14 protein-coding genes are annotated in these 16,410 nt (G+C 41.7%); 5 read left to right on the forward strand and 9 right to left on the reverse strand.

The features are described from left to right. Window positions 1-248: 248 nt before the first annotated feature. The 4 genes from dusB to ACEYW6_RS24765 all read right to left on the reverse strand — a co-directional run bounded on the left by dusB (window position 249) and on the right by ACEYW6_RS24765 (window position 3,666). Window positions 249-1,304 (reverse strand): tRNA dihydrouridine synthase DusB, encoded by a 1,056-nt coding sequence (gene dusB, locus ACEYW6_RS24750; protein ID WP_412981844.1) that lies wholly within the window; start codon window positions 1,302-1,304, stop codon window positions 249-251. 77 nt (window positions 1,305-1,381) lie between these two features. After that, window positions 1,382-2,218, reverse strand: a complete 837-nt coding sequence (locus ACEYW6_RS24755; protein ID WP_412981882.1) for an Rpn family recombination-promoting nuclease/putative transposase — start codon at window positions 2,216-2,218, stop codon at window positions 1,382-1,384. Between the two features lie 129 nt (window positions 2,219-2,347). Beyond that, window positions 2,348-2,725 carry a hypothetical protein gene (locus tag ACEYW6_RS24760; RefSeq protein WP_412981845.1) on the reverse strand — a complete coding sequence of 126 codons (378 nt, stop codon included), beginning with the start codon at window positions 2,723-2,725 and terminating at the stop codon, window positions 2,348-2,350. Window positions 2,726-2,808: 83 nt separating this feature from the next. Continuing rightward, window positions 2,809-3,666, reverse strand: coding sequence for an acyl-CoA desaturase (locus tag ACEYW6_RS24765; RefSeq protein ID WP_190892989.1), 858 nt, complete (start codon window positions 3,664-3,666; stop codon window positions 2,809-2,811). Window positions 3,667-3,838: 172 nt separating this feature from the next. On the opposite strand from ACEYW6_RS24765, the gene ACEYW6_RS24770 reads away from it, so the two are divergent. Further along, entirely contained in the window at window positions 3,839-5,068 is a 1,230-nt protein-coding gene (locus ACEYW6_RS24770) for a TetR family transcriptional regulator (protein WP_412981846.1), read from the forward strand. 80 nt (window positions 5,069-5,148) lie between these two features. On the opposite strand, the gene ACEYW6_RS24775 is transcribed toward ACEYW6_RS24770, so the two are convergent. Further along, window positions 5,149-7,056, reverse strand: a complete 1,908-nt coding sequence (locus tag ACEYW6_RS24775; protein ID WP_412981847.1) for a DUF1565 domain-containing protein — start codon at window positions 7,054-7,056, stop codon at window positions 5,149-5,151. A gap of 791 nt (window positions 7,057-7,847) precedes the next feature. Here ACEYW6_RS24775 and ACEYW6_RS24780 point away from each other — a divergent pair. Then, a complete protein-coding gene (locus tag ACEYW6_RS24780) occupies window positions 7,848-8,903 on the forward strand; it encodes a thiamine phosphate synthase (RefSeq protein WP_412981848.1) in 1,056 nt (351 codons plus the stop codon). 57 nt (window positions 8,904-8,960) lie between these two features. After that, entirely contained in the window at window positions 8,961-9,173 is a 213-nt protein-coding gene (thiS, locus tag ACEYW6_RS24785; RefSeq protein WP_190893000.1) for a sulfur carrier protein ThiS, read from the forward strand. Here thiS and blaOXA read toward each other — a convergent pair. Together blaOXA and ACEYW6_RS24795 are read right to left on the reverse strand one after the other, a co-directional pair. Beyond that, window positions 9,170-10,072, reverse strand: a complete 903-nt coding sequence (gene blaOXA, locus ACEYW6_RS24790) for a class D beta-lactamase (protein ID WP_412981849.1) — start codon at window positions 10,070-10,072, stop codon at window positions 9,170-9,172. The genes thiS and blaOXA overlap by 4 nt on opposite strands. Before the next feature lie 63 nt (window positions 10,073-10,135). After that, entirely contained in the window at window positions 10,136-11,353 is a 1,218-nt protein-coding gene (locus ACEYW6_RS24795) for a glycosyltransferase family 4 protein (protein ID WP_190898487.1), read from the reverse strand. Between the two features lie 859 nt (window positions 11,354-12,212). On the opposite strand from ACEYW6_RS24795, the gene ACEYW6_RS24800 reads away from it, so the two are divergent. Continuing rightward, the gene (locus ACEYW6_RS24800; RefSeq protein WP_412981850.1) at window positions 12,213-13,196 is read left to right on the forward strand and encodes a DUF1517 domain-containing protein; all 984 of its coding nucleotides are present in this window, start codon (window positions 12,213-12,215) and stop codon (window positions 13,194-13,196) included. 449 nt (window positions 13,197-13,645) lie between these two features. Then, window positions 13,646-14,026, forward strand: a complete 381-nt coding sequence (locus ACEYW6_RS24805) for a calcium-binding protein (protein WP_412981851.1) — start codon at window positions 13,646-13,648, stop codon at window positions 14,024-14,026. 3 nt (window positions 14,027-14,029) lie between these two features. Here the strand turns inward: ACEYW6_RS24805 and ACEYW6_RS24810 are convergent, their stop codons facing one another. Together ACEYW6_RS24810 and ACEYW6_RS24815 are read right to left on the reverse strand one after the other, a co-directional pair. Continuing rightward, window positions 14,030-14,590: a sugar O-acetyltransferase gene (locus tag ACEYW6_RS24810; RefSeq protein ID WP_190898492.1), complete on the reverse strand. Its 561-nt coding sequence runs from the start codon at window positions 14,588-14,590 to the stop codon at window positions 14,030-14,032. Window positions 14,591-14,746: 156 nt separating this feature from the next. Then, window positions 14,747-16,030 (reverse strand): diguanylate cyclase domain-containing protein, encoded by a 1,284-nt coding sequence (locus ACEYW6_RS24815; protein ID WP_412981852.1) that lies wholly within the window; start codon window positions 16,028-16,030, stop codon window positions 14,747-14,749. Window positions 16,031-16,410 lie beyond the last annotated feature (380 nt).

Consider the following 16,410-nt stretch of genomic DNA (forward strand, 5'->3'; position numbering starts at 1 on the left):
GACCCTGGTTTCATACCTATCTTTACAGCAATACTAATGAATACTCACACCTGTGTAAAAAACCTACACCTGTCAGAGGGTTAGGGTGGGGTGACGCGGATGGTGATAAGAAGCCAGAGAACTGAATATCACGTCATTACAAGGGTTTCACGTTAAGTTGACACCCATGGGCACTGCCGTGCCCCTACTTTATCAATCGGCCATTGCAGATTTTAATGCTACATCAAGGCAGTGGTAATATCAATTTTTTAAAGCATCACCAAACTACCTTCTGCTTCTTCTTGTAGTTCATAACCATTAGCCAATTTTTCAATTGCTTGGTCAATCATTGCCAAACCCTGATCTACTTTTTCAACTAAACTTAGCTGTCCTCGGAGTTCGGCAGCACCAACGAAACCTTTAGCATACCAAGTCATGTGCTTACGGGCTTGACGCACACCGCGATCGCCTTTATATTCCCACAAGGCTTGTAAATGATCTCTTGCACATTCCAAGCGCTGAATCGGGGTTGGTGTCGGTAATATCTCCCCAGTTTTCAGGAAGTGATCAATTTCTCCCACCAAAAACGGATAACCCAAAGTCCCACGAGAACACATCACACCATCAGCGCCAGTTTGTTCTAAACATTTCACCGCCGCTTCAACGGAAAAAATATCTCCGTTCCCAATCACTGGGATAGAAAGCACTTCTTTCACACGGGTAATCCATTCCCAACGGGCATTGCCATTGTATCCTTGGGCGCGGGTGCGTCCGTGGACTGTGATCATTTTTGCCCCTGCATCTTCCATCCGCTTGGCAAAGTCGAGAATAGTAATTTCGTTGTCATTCCAGCCAATACGGGTTTTTACTGTCACAGGTACATCAACAGCTTTTACCACTTCCCGTACAATTGCCTCTGCTACTTCTGGTTGCCGCAACAACGAAGAACCACCACCGTTTTTAGTAATTTTATTTACGGGACAACCCATATTAATATCAACAGTATCAGCACCTTCTGCAACTGCCTTTATTGCTGCTTCTGCTAGGAAATCTGGACGGCAATCAAATAATTGAATGCTAATTGGGCGTTCGTTAGGGTCTACCTCCATGATTATGGGTAGCTCCTTGACATAATGCAACCCTGTAGCATTGACCATTTCGGTATACATCATCGAATCTGGCGCATAGCGACGCACGAGACGACGAAACACCATATCTGTCACCCCAGATAGAGGCGACTGGAGAACCCGACTTTTTACCTCGAAGGAGCCAATTTTTAAGGGTTGCGAAAGTCTAGCTTGGAGAATGGGAGAGAGCGAAATCATAGAAATAATTAAAAATTAATGGGAATGGAAAATAGCAGGAATATTTAGAGGTATCTGTGATAAATGCTAATTGTAGGTTACGTATCCTGACTTGGAGGCTGTTTTTGCACTTCTTGCTGAATCTCTTCTAGACTCAAACCTAACTCTTTCGCTGTTTCTTCAAAACTCAATCCCAATCTCAACAACAAAGGTATCATTCTAAACTTTTCTTCACGCGCTCCTTCTTGCTTACCTTCTTGATACACTTGTGTTTGTTTCAAATCACTTAACCCAAACATACCTTCAATCTCCTTTCGACTCATCGCCGGAAACTTGTAAACCAAAATTGTCTCTATCAATTCTAGTAACTGCCGCCGTTGTGGTTCAATGTTAATTTCTTGCTGGGTTCTGTCTATTAACTGTCTAGCAGCTGTAATTGCTGTCTCCTCTTCATCCACCACTAATTTCATCGTAGCAATTCCAACTGGCAATGATGCAGTTTCACCTAATTCATTAAGATAAACGCGACTGATACGCTGGCTAGTGAAAAATTCACTGTAATTCTTGATATCTGCTGTATCTAGGCTGCGATTGGGATAGATAACTACTCCTCGCCAAGAATTTTTAGGTTTATTTTGGCGTAAGTATAAATAAATTTCTGAAAATAAGCGGGAATAAATTTCTGTGTCGGTTTGAAACTGGACTTCAACAAAGTAAATCGGATTTTCTTCCCCTTGTGTTGGGATAAAAACACCATCTATACGGAATGCAGTTTGCTTAATTTCAATTGAGGAGAATTTATAAGCCTCTGCAATTTGGGATGGATTACCAATTAATTCAAACAAGATGCCAGGAAATTCTTGAAAAATGCGATAAAAAATACTATCAGTTTTGACGCTTGATGTATTGCGGTGATTTAAACCGTTAGATTTTATCGTGAAATAGCTAGTAACAGATTTTGTTCAATTATACTTAACAAAATGAGGGAAATTTCAGCGATAATTATATATATTATGTTATGTCAATTTGCAGTTGGTGTACTACGCTGCTCTTTCAATACAAGACTAGACCACAGCAAAAAAAACTATCAGTAACAGCCCCATAAATCCATCCAACCAAATTAGGCTATGCATTTTTAAAGATATGGGTGCAACCATCGGGAAGAGATAGTGGACTGGACTGGAGATACTGGTGATTGAGTATAAGGCTAATAAAAAGTACGCCAACCAAAACACGCCTTTAGTGTAAAACCAATATCCCAACAATCCGACTGGAGTCATCACAATCACAGTACTAATTACTCCAATAGAAGTGAACCACTGGGGGCCAGGATATCGACTCAAAAATAGTGCATTGTCTATGTAGTGTAGCCAAGTAGAAATGAGGTTGAGTGTGATGATAGCTAGCAGAATCGTCTGGCGAAACCGAGAAGTATTGATCATGATGTAAAGATGCAAGCAATAGCTTATTAAGCCGACTGCGGGAAGCAATCGGCATAACAAATTCATGATAATTTAGTTGCAATTTAGCCGTGATTTGCACCTTGAGGGGGACGCGAGACAACTTTTTTGGCTAAACCCAAAGTCTGCAAAACTAGGATGCTCCACCAAGTAACATCAATCTCCCACCAAGACAACCCAGATTTTGCCATGTGGGGATAAGTATGATGGTTGTTGTGCCATCCTTCTCCATAAGTTACGATGGATACCCACCAAAGATTACGAGCACCATCATTGGCATCAAAGGTGCGATAACCCCACAGGTGTGATGCTGAGTTCACAAACCAGGTTGAATGCCAAAGTAAGACACATCTGAGAAACACTCCGTAGAACACAAAAGACCATCCTCCTAAAGCATAAAGCAGCAGCCCGAAGGGTATTTGCAACAGCAAGAAGTAACGATCTAGCCAGCGATAATAGGGTTGTCTTGCTAGGTCAGGGGCATATTTTTTATAGGTGTCATAGTCAAAAAATTCTGGACGTGGGTAGAAAATCCACAGTATATGGCTCCACCAAAATCCTTTTTGGGCAGAATAGGGGTCTAGGTCAATATCTTCCGTGTGGGCGTGATGCTGGCGGTGTCCACCTACCCAAAAAATTGGCCCGCCTTGCAAAGCCAGCGCTCCAATGAGGGCGATCGCATACTCTAACCACTTGGGAACTTGGAAACTCTTATGGCTCAGTAATCGGTGATATCCCAAGCAAATACCAATGCTCCCGAATAACCAATGCAGAAACACTAGCAAACCTAATGCTGGCCAGGAGAAAAACCAAGGAGCCAGAAGTGCTAAGGCATGAAATACACCAAAAAATACCACATTTATCCACCTGAGTTGAGGTGAGTTGCCTCTCTCAGGAGCGATCGCCCCAAAATTTGCGGTCATAAAAATTCCTGTTGATGGATGAGAAAGCGATTTGCTTTTTCTTGGGCATAATCCCACAGGGATTTACCCGCCCTGTATACTAGTCCGTTACAGTAGAGTAAAGCAAGTATCACTTACATTTGTTATGCTAGCAGAACTCTGATACCCGTGCAAGTGCCACTTGCATTTTTCTATGTCATCTCAACTCATTCCTACTCGTCAACGCCTGATTCAAGCTGCACTTGAGTTGTTTTCTGCTCAGGGAGTCAGCGCTACCACAACCCGCCAAATTGCTGAAAAAGCCGAAGTTAATGAAGTGACGCTATTCCGCAATTTTGGCAATAAGCATGGACTGCTTTTGGCTGTGCTAGAAGAGTCCGCAGCCTTCAAGGATTTAGGTGAGTCGCTTGTGCGGCGGGCAACACCTCCCGGCAATGTCTACCAAGCTCTTAAAGATTATGCAAGTGATAGCTTACATGCATTAGAACGAGTGCCAGAGTTCGTCCGGTCTGTGGTGGGTGAAGCCGACCAATTCCCGGCAGAAAATCGCCGCGCACTAGGCAGGGGAGTAACAGAGGCAAACCGCTATGTAGCTCAGTATTTAGCTACTGTAATCCAGCAAGGGCACTTAAATACCTACTTACCGGCAGAAAAATTAGCCAGTTTGCTAAATGGGATGATCTTGGGATATGCCGTAATTGAGTTCACTAGCGAATTTCACGAACTTTGGGAAGATCGGGATGATTTTCTGGAAAATTTGGTGGAGTTATTTTTACATGGAGCCATGTCATCCTCAGCAGAATCAGCAATAAACTCCTTACAAGGAGGTTTTATTACCACAGAAGTAGCTGATTTGCCTGCTAGTTTAGTTCACGAAATTCTGCAACAAGCCAGAAAATGGGGAGTACGAGATTATGCCTTGGCTTATGTGTTATTTGGGGCTGGATTATCCGCCACAGAAATAATTAGCTTGGAGCGATCGCACCAAATATACGATACTCAAGGGCACTTCTTGCAAATCACGATTCCAGGATTTGTCCGTCAAGTACCTGTGAATCAGTGGATTCTGGGCAAACGCTACGGCTCTTTCACTAATAATCCTCTAATCAAATGGCTGAAAAGTCGTAAAGATGCTCAAACAGCCATGTTTTTAAATGAAACAGGCAAGCCAATCTCAGAATCAGAGCTTCAGATCCGTTGGCAAGCATGGAGTGAGGGACTGTTAACTCCCCAAGGACAAACGCCAGCCATAGCACAAGCACAACAAACCTGGCGTGTAGAAATGTTAATGCGGGGGATCAGCTTGGAAAACCTGATTATTTTAACAGGTTGCGATCGCGCCCAATTACAACCCTATGCCCGCCGAGCTAGAGAAAAAGCTGCCCTAGAGCAAGCCACCCGTTTAGATCACAAGCCAGGATAGGGTACGCTTAAGCAATTAAAAATTAAAAATTAAAAATTAAAAATGCAAGCGCGGCAAACATTTTGGCGCTGATCAACTGATTAATTCAACGGCTCCATAATGGCTCTTAAACCGTTGCTATAAAGTGTTTTGAGCATTTCTTTAGCGTTATATTCACTGTTAAATACTCCTGCTTGCATAACTCTTTGGCCTTGCCAAACCGTGGGAAACGCATCAGGAGCAAGGAATCGCACTAAATCTTGATCTCTATCAGTGAAGAGTGGAACTACCACGCGATAACGTACACCAAACTGTGTTGCAGAGTTACCACCATAAGGAATACTTGCAGAACTTGTTCGTATATTGCGAGTATTACCAATGGGGATATTGTTGTTAGGAACTGGTAAAAGTGCTGAAGCACCTGGGCCAGAAGCTTCTAGTATTGGTAATGGCTGCTGTGTTTGATCCCTCATACTTGGAACTGGTGGCTGTGCTACTGAATTGGATGGGTACTCAGGAGCAGTAAACTCAATCGTATTAGGATCAATCTGCACATAATTCAACTGTGGTGTATCAGGTGGCTGTGCTGGACTGGGAGTTGCAACTTGAGCGTTAGTTGGTATTTGTCTAGCCGACAAGCTGCTAGGAGTAGGAAAACCGGCAACTTTAGAGGTGGCTTGCTGTTGATTGGATCTGGGCACGGAAAGTGGTATATTGGCTGGCAACAATGGCAGCAGTTGACTGTTTAATTGCCCAGAAACAGGATTATTTGCTGAAATGGTGTTACTGGTTTGCCCGTTTGTAGTTTCAGAGATTTCGGGAGCCGAGAAGGTGATTTCCCCAGTTGGGGGTATTTCTCGTAACACATTGTTGGGGACAGGGGCGGGTTGAGAAGTTTGGGTTGCTAGTGCTGTTGTACCGTTGATATCTACCTTACCAGTGATGCGACTACTCACAAGGTTATTACCAGCAGCTGAAATTACCTGTTTGGAAGCGCTGGCGTTAATGTCGTAGCGGGCATTATTTTGAAATTGATTACCCCCAGGTTCGGATGCATTACCCAAATCTGGCATTGCTTGAGCGATCGCAACTAAACCATCTTCTTTATTATCTTGAATAGAATTATTCCGTAAAATTGGGCGGGCATTTGCTTGTACAACAATTCCCGATCTATTGTTCTGAATTTGATTGCCTATGACTACAGGAGCGGCATTTTGGGCAATATTGATGCCAAAACCCGTTTGGTGAAAGACATTTTCCTGCACTTGAGGCCTGGAGTTACCGGCGATTGTAATGCCATTGGCTCCATTGCGATCAAAATAATTCTTACTAATGGTGGGTGCAGCATCACCACAGACAGAAATGCCATCTTGGGTATTGCCAGTAAATGTATTTTCTGCGACTACCGGATTGCTAGATTCAATCCATAAACCGTAACCACGGCGGTTTGGGTTCGTCACCGTCACCCCAGTGAGCAAGGCTTGGTTTGCTCCAACAATTGCTACGTTTTGACCGGCAAAGCTCCGGCTCAGATAATCACCGCCTCCCTGAATGAGAATCTCCTTACCTTGATTGCTAGGGTTGCCTTGAATTGAAACACCCGGTTTCAGCATTAAGGGAAATTCTTCTCCTGTCTCGGCGCTATAAGTGCCCGTGGAGAGGATAATTACAGTATTGGCCTTAGCTAATCGCAACGCTTGGGTAATCGTTTTCACAGGAGCGGATTCGCTGCCATTGCCTGTGCTGTCATTTCCAACCTTTGGATTGACAAACAGCACGTTCTGAGAATTTGTTTTCTCATTCAGAGGTGCTGAATCTGGTGTCGATGGCATCTGAGCGATGCCTTCTCTACGAGAGGCTTCTCTTTCAGGGACGCTAACGGCGAGCTCCGCTAACGCGCTATCCAGGAACGCCATACTTGCCGCTCCCATGCCTACAGTAAAAGATAATACTGAAAAAATAAAAAATAACAGCCTTGCTGATTTCAGAAACTTCAGCTTTGCAAGCATAAAATCTACTCTACGGTACTTATAAAACATATGATAGTGAATCATATTTAACACAACTCCCTAGAAGTAACAATAAATTCTTATACTCCCTGAAAGTATTATGTCGATAATATTACTCACATATTGACTGATTGGCGATTTTTAATACAGGGTAATAAATGATATTGTGCCTGTTCAGCAATACCTTGTCCTAAAGGACACGCTACCCGAACACCAAGATACCCTCACTCTAAAATTTGTTGACCATTAGTGAGCCAATATATATCAATTCTCATTTGAATCAGGTATACAGGTAGGGACACGGCATTGCCGTGTCCCTAAGAGTATCTGTGTTCATCTGTGGTTAATTATTTTTTCTGTACTTTGCCTATGTGGGAACCGCTATATACTGTGAACTTTAATAATCAATCGGCTCGGATGATATTTTGGGCGAGAAAGCGCTCTATTTCAAAGTTAAGATTTACTTTATAAATGTTCTCTAAATAGTATCCATGCAGTCTCAAATTTAATTTGCCCATTGTGGATTTTCGAGTGTATCCGCTCTAGCTAGTCCTTTGTCAGCTTGTCGTTTACCCTAAAATACTTGACTAACGTTAGTGCGAAACTGTAGCCTCAAACTACCCTTATCACTGCCATTCGGAACATGGGATAATTTCCCGTAACCCTCACTACTACGTTATTTTGCGTGTATTCTGCAAAAATTGAGTAAAAAAAAGCAAATTAATTAACTTATGGTTACTAGGACATATGATAATTCACATTCCGATGAAAGCACTAACGGGGTTGTTGTAATGGTCGAGCCATACAGCCAAAAAGAGCAAATACAACAAGTTGTCTACCGCATTTTAGATGCCAATTTAGACCGTGCTCGTGAGGGCTTGCGAATTATCGAGGAATGGTGTCGCTTTGGGTTAAATAATGCCCAGTTGGCTCTTGAATGCAAGCGGCTGCGACAAGAGGTAGCTAAGTGGCATACCCCAGAATTGCGGGCGGCGCGAGATACACCAGGCGATCCTGGGACTGAGTTAACCCATCCTCAGGAAGAACAACGAGCTAGTATCAAATCGGTGTTGCAAGCGAACTTTTGTCGTATAGAAGAAGCATTGCGGGTGCTGGAAGAATACGGCAAGCTTTACCACTCAACTATGGCTAAAGCTTGCAAGCAGATGCGCTATCAGGTTTATACCCTAGAAAGTAGTTTAATGGGTCATCAGCGCCATCAATTGTTATGGCGATCGCGTTTGTATCTTGTTACTTCCCCACATGAAACTTTGTTGAACAACGTCGAAGCTGCACTTAAAGGGGGATTAACGCTCTTACAATACCGCGACAAAACCGCTGATGATTCTTTACGTCTGGAACAAGCTAGAAAATTACGGCAGTTGTGCCATATCTACGGTGCTTTGTTCATTGTTAACGATCGCGTCGATGTAGCTTTAGCTGTTGATGCAGATGGAGTGCATCTAGGACAACAAGATATGCCTGTTACTGTTGCTCGGCAATTACTCGGTTCGCAGCGTCTGATAGGTCTTTCTACCACGAATAAAGAAGAAATGCAAGCAGCAATTGCTGAAGGTGTAGATTACATTGGCGTGGGGCCAGTTTATGAAACTCCCACGAAAGTAGGTAAAGCAGCCACAGGTTTAGAATATGTCAGCTATGCTGCCAAAAATTGCTCAATTCCCTGGTTTGCTATTGGGGGAATAGATGCCAATAATATCAATGATGTGATCGATGCAGGAGCCGAACGTGTGGCGGTGGTGCGATCGCTCATGCAAGCCGAACAGCCTACCCTAGTAACACAATATTTGCTCTCCCAACTCAATCGCATTAAACCAGAACCTTAAAAGAGTCATTTTTCATTTGTCCATTCCCTAGTCCACAGTCCCCAGTTCCCACATATTATGTCTAATGAGATTACGATTCAGGTAAATGGGGAAACCCATAGCTGTTCGTTTCAAACTCTTTTGCCCGACTTGCTTCAAGAGTTGGGTTTTAACCCGCGCTTGGTTGCTGTAGAATATAATGGCGAAATTTTACACCGCCAGTTTTGGCCGCAAACAAAAGTGCAATCAGGCGATCGCTTAGAAGTGGTAACTATTGTTGGTGGTGGTTAGTTAATTTGAGCCAGCAACCCTAAATCCTTAAGGCTGCGTCGTGTAATCTCAATGCGGACGGGTGCATCTTCTGGTTTTTGCCTATCAAGGGTTGTGGCAAAAAAGTAGACGTTTTTGTTTTGCTCTAAATAACCCACGAACCAACCAACATCTGGTTTTGTACTTGTTAACCATCCCGTTTTTCCGCGCAGTGTGTAGTCTGGAGTTTGTTCACGTACCATAATGTCTTTGACAAGATTTATTGTCCGTTGCGAGAAAGGTAAATCGCCTTGATACAACCGTTGCAAAAACTTAATTTGCTCTTTGGGTGTAATTTGCAATGGCTGTTGTAACCAAAAACGATCAATGTCTGCGGCGGTGCCAATTTGACGATTACCGTAGCCTACTTTGTTAATAAATTGCTGCATCCGTTCATATCCAGCCCTACGTGCCAGTACTTGGTAGAACCAAACAGTTGAATCCTTAAAGGCTTGGCGCAAATTGGTATCATGATTCCAAGCGTCAATCTCTCGATGAATTCCATCCCAAGTGAGAACCGCCACATCATCAGGGACTACACCTATTTCTAGTGCCACCAGCGCGTTAAAAATTTTGAATGTCGAAGCTGGAGCGATCGCAGTTGCATTACGTTGAGGATTATGTTCATAGATGCGGTTGTTTTTTGAGTCGTAAATTACGATAGAGCCTTCACGCCCAAATTCTTGAAAGTGTCGCCCCAAATTGGGCGTTTTAACAGCAGGACGTTCAGATGAGGTTGAAGCCGGTTGAGCCACAACATACATTCCCCCAAAGGTAATCATACTGAATACAGCAAGACATCCAATGGCTGTGAAAATCAGAGGTTGCGTTCGGTGAGTACGCCGAAGGAATTGTGATATGCCAAACAAGATATTTTTCATTGCAGATTAATAGAATCACAAGCGAGATCCTACACTGCAATCTTGCTAGTTTCCAAAGCTATTTCATCCCTCTGATTTGTACAGCGACCGATGAAGGGTTCTACGCTTGGCTAATTCTTTACCTTTGCGACCGAGTTGTTCACGTAGTTGCTGATCTTTGCACAACCGATTGAAAGCTTGAAACACTTCATAACCAGAATTGGGATTAACCAGTATCCCATTTTCTTCATGCTGAACTGTGTCTAGAACACCGCCTAAGCGAGGGGCAATTACAGGCTTACCGAAGTAACTTGCTTCTAAGTAAACCATACCAAAACCCTCCATACTATTAGGCTTAGTATCCAATAACGTCAGCATAGCAAATATGTCACAAGCTGCATAATAACCTGCTAATTCTCGCTCTGGAACATACCCGACAAAGTGGACGCGCTTATCTACCCGCAAACGATGCGCCAAAGATTTCAGTTCCGATTCACTTGGCCCTTGACCGCAGATTATATAGTGGACATCGACCCCAAAAGTTAGCAATAGTGGGATGTTATCAATTATTTGGTCGAAACCTTTATGTTTTACTAGCTTCCCTACTGAGAGAATAACTATCGCTGTTTCGGGAATATTGTACGCCTGACGCACGCGAACACGTAAATCATCAAGGCTACTGGGACTCGCTACATTATTACCAAATTTTTCTGGTCTGATTATTGGGTTAATGACGTGGGTAGGAGTATCTAATCGGAAAGCAGTTCTGAGATAGTCTCGTGTATAAGAACTGTTACAAACAATACCTTCGGCTCGTTTGAGTGTTAATTTAAATAGCGATCGCAGCACGGGATTGTGTAAAGTACAATGAAGATCATTGCCGTGCAGATAGATAAAAAAGCGAATAGGTAACAGATAGCTCAATAGTAACAGTGAAGGAAAGTCATAGCCGTGACCCCACTCTATATAACGATAGTGATAGCGAAAATAGAGTTTGATTGCTAGGACAAATGAGCAGACAATATTTATCAAAGGCTTCAGGATACTTCCCACACAGCCACTACGCCAGTATCTAGGATAAAACCAGCGATACACGGGAAACTGTTGACCTTCATCAAATACTTTATCTCCTGAGCAACTAGCCGCCAGCACAATAACTCGTTCTGGATCTTGGAGACAGCGATTGTAGATATATTCCCCAATTACAGCTTCTTTCGGCAGGAATATCCGGGATATGACTAGGATATCTGGGTATGCAGCTTTGTCTCTGATTTCGGCTGTTAGTTGAGAAATATGTTCCATAATAAAGCTGATAACTTTACTTCAAATAATTTGAATTTATTTACAATTAGGATTAGTTTCAAAGCCATAATTCTTATTTTATTTCTTTTAAAACGAATGTGGTAGACAAATTGGAAGGCTATTTTAAAAGATTAGCCAAGAAGATTGTTTTTTTATTGTGTTGATTTTATTTTTGCTACAAATTTCTCACTAATTGAGAATTTCTGTGCATGATGAACAATAAATAAAAATTAGCACTTGTAGCCAAATTTCTCAGTGCACAACTGTTGGGAAAATTACGAAATTTAGCTACGTTCAATAGAATATCCTGAATCCTCTTGCATGTTGTGCCAAAATGCCAAAAAATTGGATACATATGGGATAGCTATCTAGTGTCTGACTGCTCTTACTGATAAGCATCACAGAGACTTTCCAGCCTGCTACGTATAAGTAAATCCAAAGTCGCCAGATGTAATAAATGCTGTGATGATTTAAAAATATCCTCCCACCTTGCGATCAAATAAGTAGGGTAATTATTAAAAAATTAGTCAAAATAATCATTAAAAATTAAAATAATCTGTATAATCCAAGACTGTAGCCTGGAAGTACTAGTGTAAGAAGTAACAATAATTACCTAATCGCACCTTTCTGTAATTGTAAACATATCTTAAGGTACGGTTCCCCAGTCGAGAAATCCCCCCTGCGATCGCTACCTACCCAGGATGAGACGCGGTAAATTGAATATGTAGCCTTTAAAAGTGAATGCTACGTGAATGCTACAAAGCTTACTAATTAAGGGCTGGCGTTAGCGACAGATCGCAACACTCCTACCAGCATGGGGAGAATTCATAAATAATTCAGTTTTCCAAGCGATTGTATTATGCGTAAAAAACTACAACAAACCATCAAACCGCTGTTAAAAACCTTCTTAGCCCTAGGACTGGTGTTGACTTTGGCTTTTAGTCACGCTGATGGAGCATTAGCGGCCCGCAGTGGAGGTCGGATCGGCGGTGGCTCATTTAGAGCACCTTCCAGCCGCACCTATACACCGCGCACCTATGCACCTCCTGGCGGAGGCGGATACTATCCTGGTGGTGGTTTTGGTGGTGGCTTTGGCTTTCCCTTCCTAATTCCCTTCTGGGGTATTGGAGGAGGATTTGGTGGTCTATTTAGCATCTTAATTTTCTTTGCGATCGCTAATTTCTTAGTGCAAACTTTCCGCCGCGTCTCTAGCGGTGAAAGTGAAGAAGTAGGATACAGCAGCAACCCCTCTGTTTCTGTAACTCGTTTGCAAGTAGGTTTGTTAGCTCAAGCCCGCGAATTGCAAAATGAACTCAACCACATTGCTGAAACTGCTGATACTAACACCCCAGAGGGGAGAGCAGAAATTCTGCAAGAAGCCAGTCTAGCTTTACTCCGCCATCCCGAATACTTTGTATATGCAGGTGGTGGAACTCAACAAGCCAGTTTAAATTCAGCTGAAAGTCAGTTTAATCGGCTGTCACTGGCAGAACGCAGCAAGTTTAACGAAGAAACTCTTTCTAACGTCAACAACCAGCTAAGAGCAGCCCTTGCCAAAGATGCTTTACCCCCGGCTGCTGAACTCGACAACCCCACCCGCCTATTTACTGAAGGCCCTGGCGAATACATCATTGTCACCTTGCTGGCGGCAACATTAGGTAAGTTTGAAATTCCAACAGCAATTAACAGTGCTGATGATTTGCGTCAAGCTTTGCGACAAATTGGTAGTATCCCCAGCGAGAAACTTCTGGCAATTGAAGTTCTTTGGACTCCGCAAGCTGAAAATGATACCTTGACATCTGATGATGTGTTGGCAAATTATCCTGATTTGAGACTTGTTTAATCGCTAAGAAATTTCGCGCTAAAGCGCTAAGAAAAACCTGGGATCTTGGGCCAAAAAATAAATTCCCCCCTGAGGGCAATAACGAGAAAACCGCTTGTCAATGACAGGCGGTTTTTTGTAGAGCTTACATATACTTAACTATATTTTAGAAAAATTATTCTTAAGTCTTGACAAAACAATTAAAAATGGAAAATTACTTAGAAACTTTAGTTGTGGGATACAGAGCTTACTTTAAAAAAGAATTGCTCCGAGACGCATAGCGCGTTAGCGTAGAGGCACGTTCGCGGCAGCATCTCGCAGAGAAGTGCGGCGCAAGGCGTTCTTGTTTCAAGCCTACTGCTTAAGTCGTGGGATTGAATTTTGAATTTTAAATTTTGAATTTTTAATTCGAGCGAAGCGAGTGACTTTGGTAGTATTATCAAAATGCATTATACGCAAAGCGTTATCTTATGCCTAGTGTTGAACTCGACGAAAACCGAGAACATCGTATTAAAACAGAGATCATTGTAGATGCTGAAGACAAAGAAGACCGGGCTATGGGTTGGTACTACTACCTCGAAGAGGTTCTGAATTTTCCCTTTGTGGCTAAATGGACTAAGAAGGGACGCAAATCAGGTTCTGTCGAGGAGAAACAAGTCGAAGTGCTGGGAATGGCCCCAGATGATGAGTGCTTAAAAGATATGTTTGTAGAAGTGGCTTATATTAACGGTAAGGATGATGATGTATATTCTGCAAAGTTATCTGAAATAGCAGCCATTGATGCTGACAGCGAAACTCAAGAAGCGATCGCAGACTGGCTCTATTGGATTGCCAGAGGATATAAGTTTTAAATTCTAGGATAAATATCGAATGACGCGGCAAGGATTACCCGCAGCGACAACATTCTCAGGTATATCTTTGACAACTACACTGCCAGCACCAATGGTTGTGTTATCACCAATAGTTACACCGGGACAAATAATTGCACTGCCACCAATCCAGACATTATTACCAATGTTAATTGGGGCAGCTAATTCTCTCCCAGAAAGACGAATTTCTGGCTCTGTCGGGTGATAAGCTGTATAAATTTGTACATAAGGAGCGCATAAGACATTTTCACCAATATGAACTGGATTGCAGTCTAAAATTACACAGCCATAGTTCATATACAATCTGTCGCCAGCGAAAATATTACTGCCATAGTCACAGTGAAAAGGTGGCACAATTGATGATTTGTGTCCTATTCTTCCAAATAATTCTTGCAAAATTTGCTGCCGTTGCTCTTGCTGCTCTTCGGTTGTAGAATTGTAGCTTCGCAACAGACGACTAGCTCGCTTATTTTCGGCAGCCAATTCTGGATCTTCTGCTAGATATAATTCGCCTGCGAGCATTTTCTGTTTTTCGGTTTTTTCCATGACAGACTTATGTAGCTCCTCGGTTGTGTAGGATACACATTAGTAGCGGCTAGAGTAGTATATTCCATCCATATAAAAATCGCTATAAATCAAAATTCCAGATAATTGTCAAGAAAATCAGAGTAATTTGATTGAAGTGGTAACAGAAAAAACTAATTAACTAAATATGGCATAAGTAGCTTTTCCACCCCGTTTAGCTCGGTACATAGCAATATCAGCATCCCGTAGCAGTGTTGCAGGCTCCTCATAATTACTAAAATTCCAAGTAATACCAATGCTAGCTGTAGTAGATAATTGATATCCATTTAGGTTAACTGGCAATTGCAAGGAGTCTTGAATACGTTTAGCAACATTGGTAGCGTCGGTAATGTCTTTAATATCTTCCAAAAGGACAGTAAACTCGTCACCACCAAATCGTGCGACAGTATCGCCACTGCGTAAGCACGACTCTAAGCGTCTAGCGATCGCTACTAAAAAATCATCCCCTGTTCCATGCCCAAAGCGATCGTTAATCTCTTTAAAGCCATCTAAATCCAAAAATAAAACTGCAAAATAATAATCGCTTCTGCGTTTGCTACGCTCAATTGTTTGTCTGAGCCGATCCAAAAATAAAACACGATTAGGTAATGCTGTCAGCCCATCATAAAACGCATTACGGATCAGTTGTGCCTCTGTCTCCTTGCGTTTGGTGATGTCTTGAAAAACTAAAACAGCGCCAGTAATATTGCCATTTTGATCGCGGATGGGTGCAACATTATCTCCAATCGCTATTTCTTTGCCATCTTTGGTAATCAGTGTACTGTTTTCTGGGAAATTCAAAATTTCACCTGCTTCGATTACATGTGTGGCTAAATTTTCAATTGTTTCTCCTACATCTTTATCAACTAAGTTAACGACTTCTACTAAATCTTTACCAAACGCTTCACTTTGCTTCCAACCAGTGATTATTTCTGCTGTAGGATTCATCATTTCAATACGACCATTTGCATAGGTCACAATCACTGCACAGCCCATACTGTTAATAATTGCTGCCAGCCTCTGTTTTTCTTCGTATAATATTTTTTTGCTCTGATGTTTGTACAAAGCCATTTCAATTGCAAAATGTAAATCACTTTCAATAAATGGTTTAACTATATAACTAAAAGGCTCACTTAGTTGATTTTTATGTAATGGTTTATATTCCAAACAGTCTGTTAGATATACTACAGGCACATGGAAGTGATTTTGGATAATATCGGCTACGTGTACACCGTCAATTTCCCCAGCTAGACATATATCAATTAATACTAAATGTGGAAGAGTTTCTGCTACCTTTTTTATTGCTTCTTCACCAGACTTAGTTGTTTCTGAAACAGAATAGCCTAATTTTTGTAAACTCTTTCTAATATTTGAAGCTAGGATTTTTTCATCCTCAACAACTAGGATTTTGCGGGCGAACATGGTAAAACAACCTGTTTGCTAAGGTTCAGATTTTTGTTGTCAGTGTCAACTCGATCTAAAATTCATTATCTTATCATAAACAATCTCTAACTACTCTGTCTTCTTACTTGATATAAATACTGACTAATGATTAAATAGCCTCATGTTATTAACCTGTAATAATTTCTGTGTTTGTAAAAGCTAATCATGATTAGCTTATGCAGTTAATATCATGTTATTAACATCAGCATCAAATTACCATGTAATTACTAGCAATCAAAAAGTTATTTTCAAAAAAGCAATAATTTTTCTGAATAAAATAAATATTAAGTATAGTGTTTATGCAAAAATTAATCAAGAATAAATTGTGAACAAATCACAACATCCTACGTTGATCTAAG

The sequence above is a fragment of the Nostoc sp. UIC 10607 genome (genome assembly GCF_047228265.1).
In the GTDB taxonomy this organism is placed as follows: Bacteria; Cyanobacteriota; Cyanobacteriia; order Cyanobacteriales; family Nostocaceae; genus Nostoc; species Nostoc foliaceum_A.

Excerpts from the sequence above, each read along its gene's own strand:
- dusB (WP_412981844.1), bottom strand. The coding sequence starts at position 1,304 with ATGATTTCGCTCTCTCCCATTCTCCAAGCTAGACTTTCGCAACCCTTA.
- ACEYW6_RS24760 (WP_412981845.1), bottom strand. The coding sequence starts at position 2,725 with ATGATCAATACTTCTCGGTTTCGCCAGACGATTCTGCTAGCTATCATC.
- ACEYW6_RS24765 (WP_190892989.1), bottom strand. The coding sequence starts at position 3,666 with ATGACCGCAAATTTTGGGGCGATCGCTCCTGAGAGAGGCAACTCACCT.
- ACEYW6_RS24770 (WP_412981846.1), top strand. The coding sequence starts at position 3,839 with ATGTCATCTCAACTCATTCCTACTCGTCAACGCCTGATTCAAGCTGCA.
- ACEYW6_RS24775 (WP_412981847.1), bottom strand. The coding sequence starts at position 7,056 with ATGCTTGCAAAGCTGAAGTTTCTGAAATCAGCAAGGCTGTTATTTTTT.
- ACEYW6_RS24780 (WP_412981848.1), top strand. The coding sequence starts at position 7,848 with ATGGTCGAGCCATACAGCCAAAAAGAGCAAATACAACAAGTTGTCTAC.
- thiS (WP_190893000.1), top strand. The coding sequence starts at position 8,961 with ATGTCTAATGAGATTACGATTCAGGTAAATGGGGAAACCCATAGCTGT.
- blaOXA (WP_412981849.1), bottom strand. The coding sequence starts at position 10,072 with ATGAAAAATATCTTGTTTGGCATATCACAATTCCTTCGGCGTACTCAC.
- ACEYW6_RS24795 (WP_190898487.1), bottom strand. The coding sequence starts at position 11,353 with ATGGAACATATTTCTCAACTAACAGCCGAAATCAGAGACAAAGCTGCA.
- ACEYW6_RS24800 (WP_412981850.1), top strand. The coding sequence starts at position 12,213 with ATGCGTAAAAAACTACAACAAACCATCAAACCGCTGTTAAAAACCTTC.
- ACEYW6_RS24805 (WP_412981851.1), top strand. The coding sequence starts at position 13,646 with ATGCCTAGTGTTGAACTCGACGAAAACCGAGAACATCGTATTAAAACA.
- ACEYW6_RS24810 (WP_190898492.1), bottom strand. The coding sequence starts at position 14,590 with ATGGAAAAAACCGAAAAACAGAAAATGCTCGCAGGCGAATTATATCTA.
- ACEYW6_RS24815 (WP_412981852.1), bottom strand. The coding sequence starts at position 16,030 with ATGTTCGCCCGCAAAATCCTAGTTGTTGAGGATGAAAAAATCCTAGCT.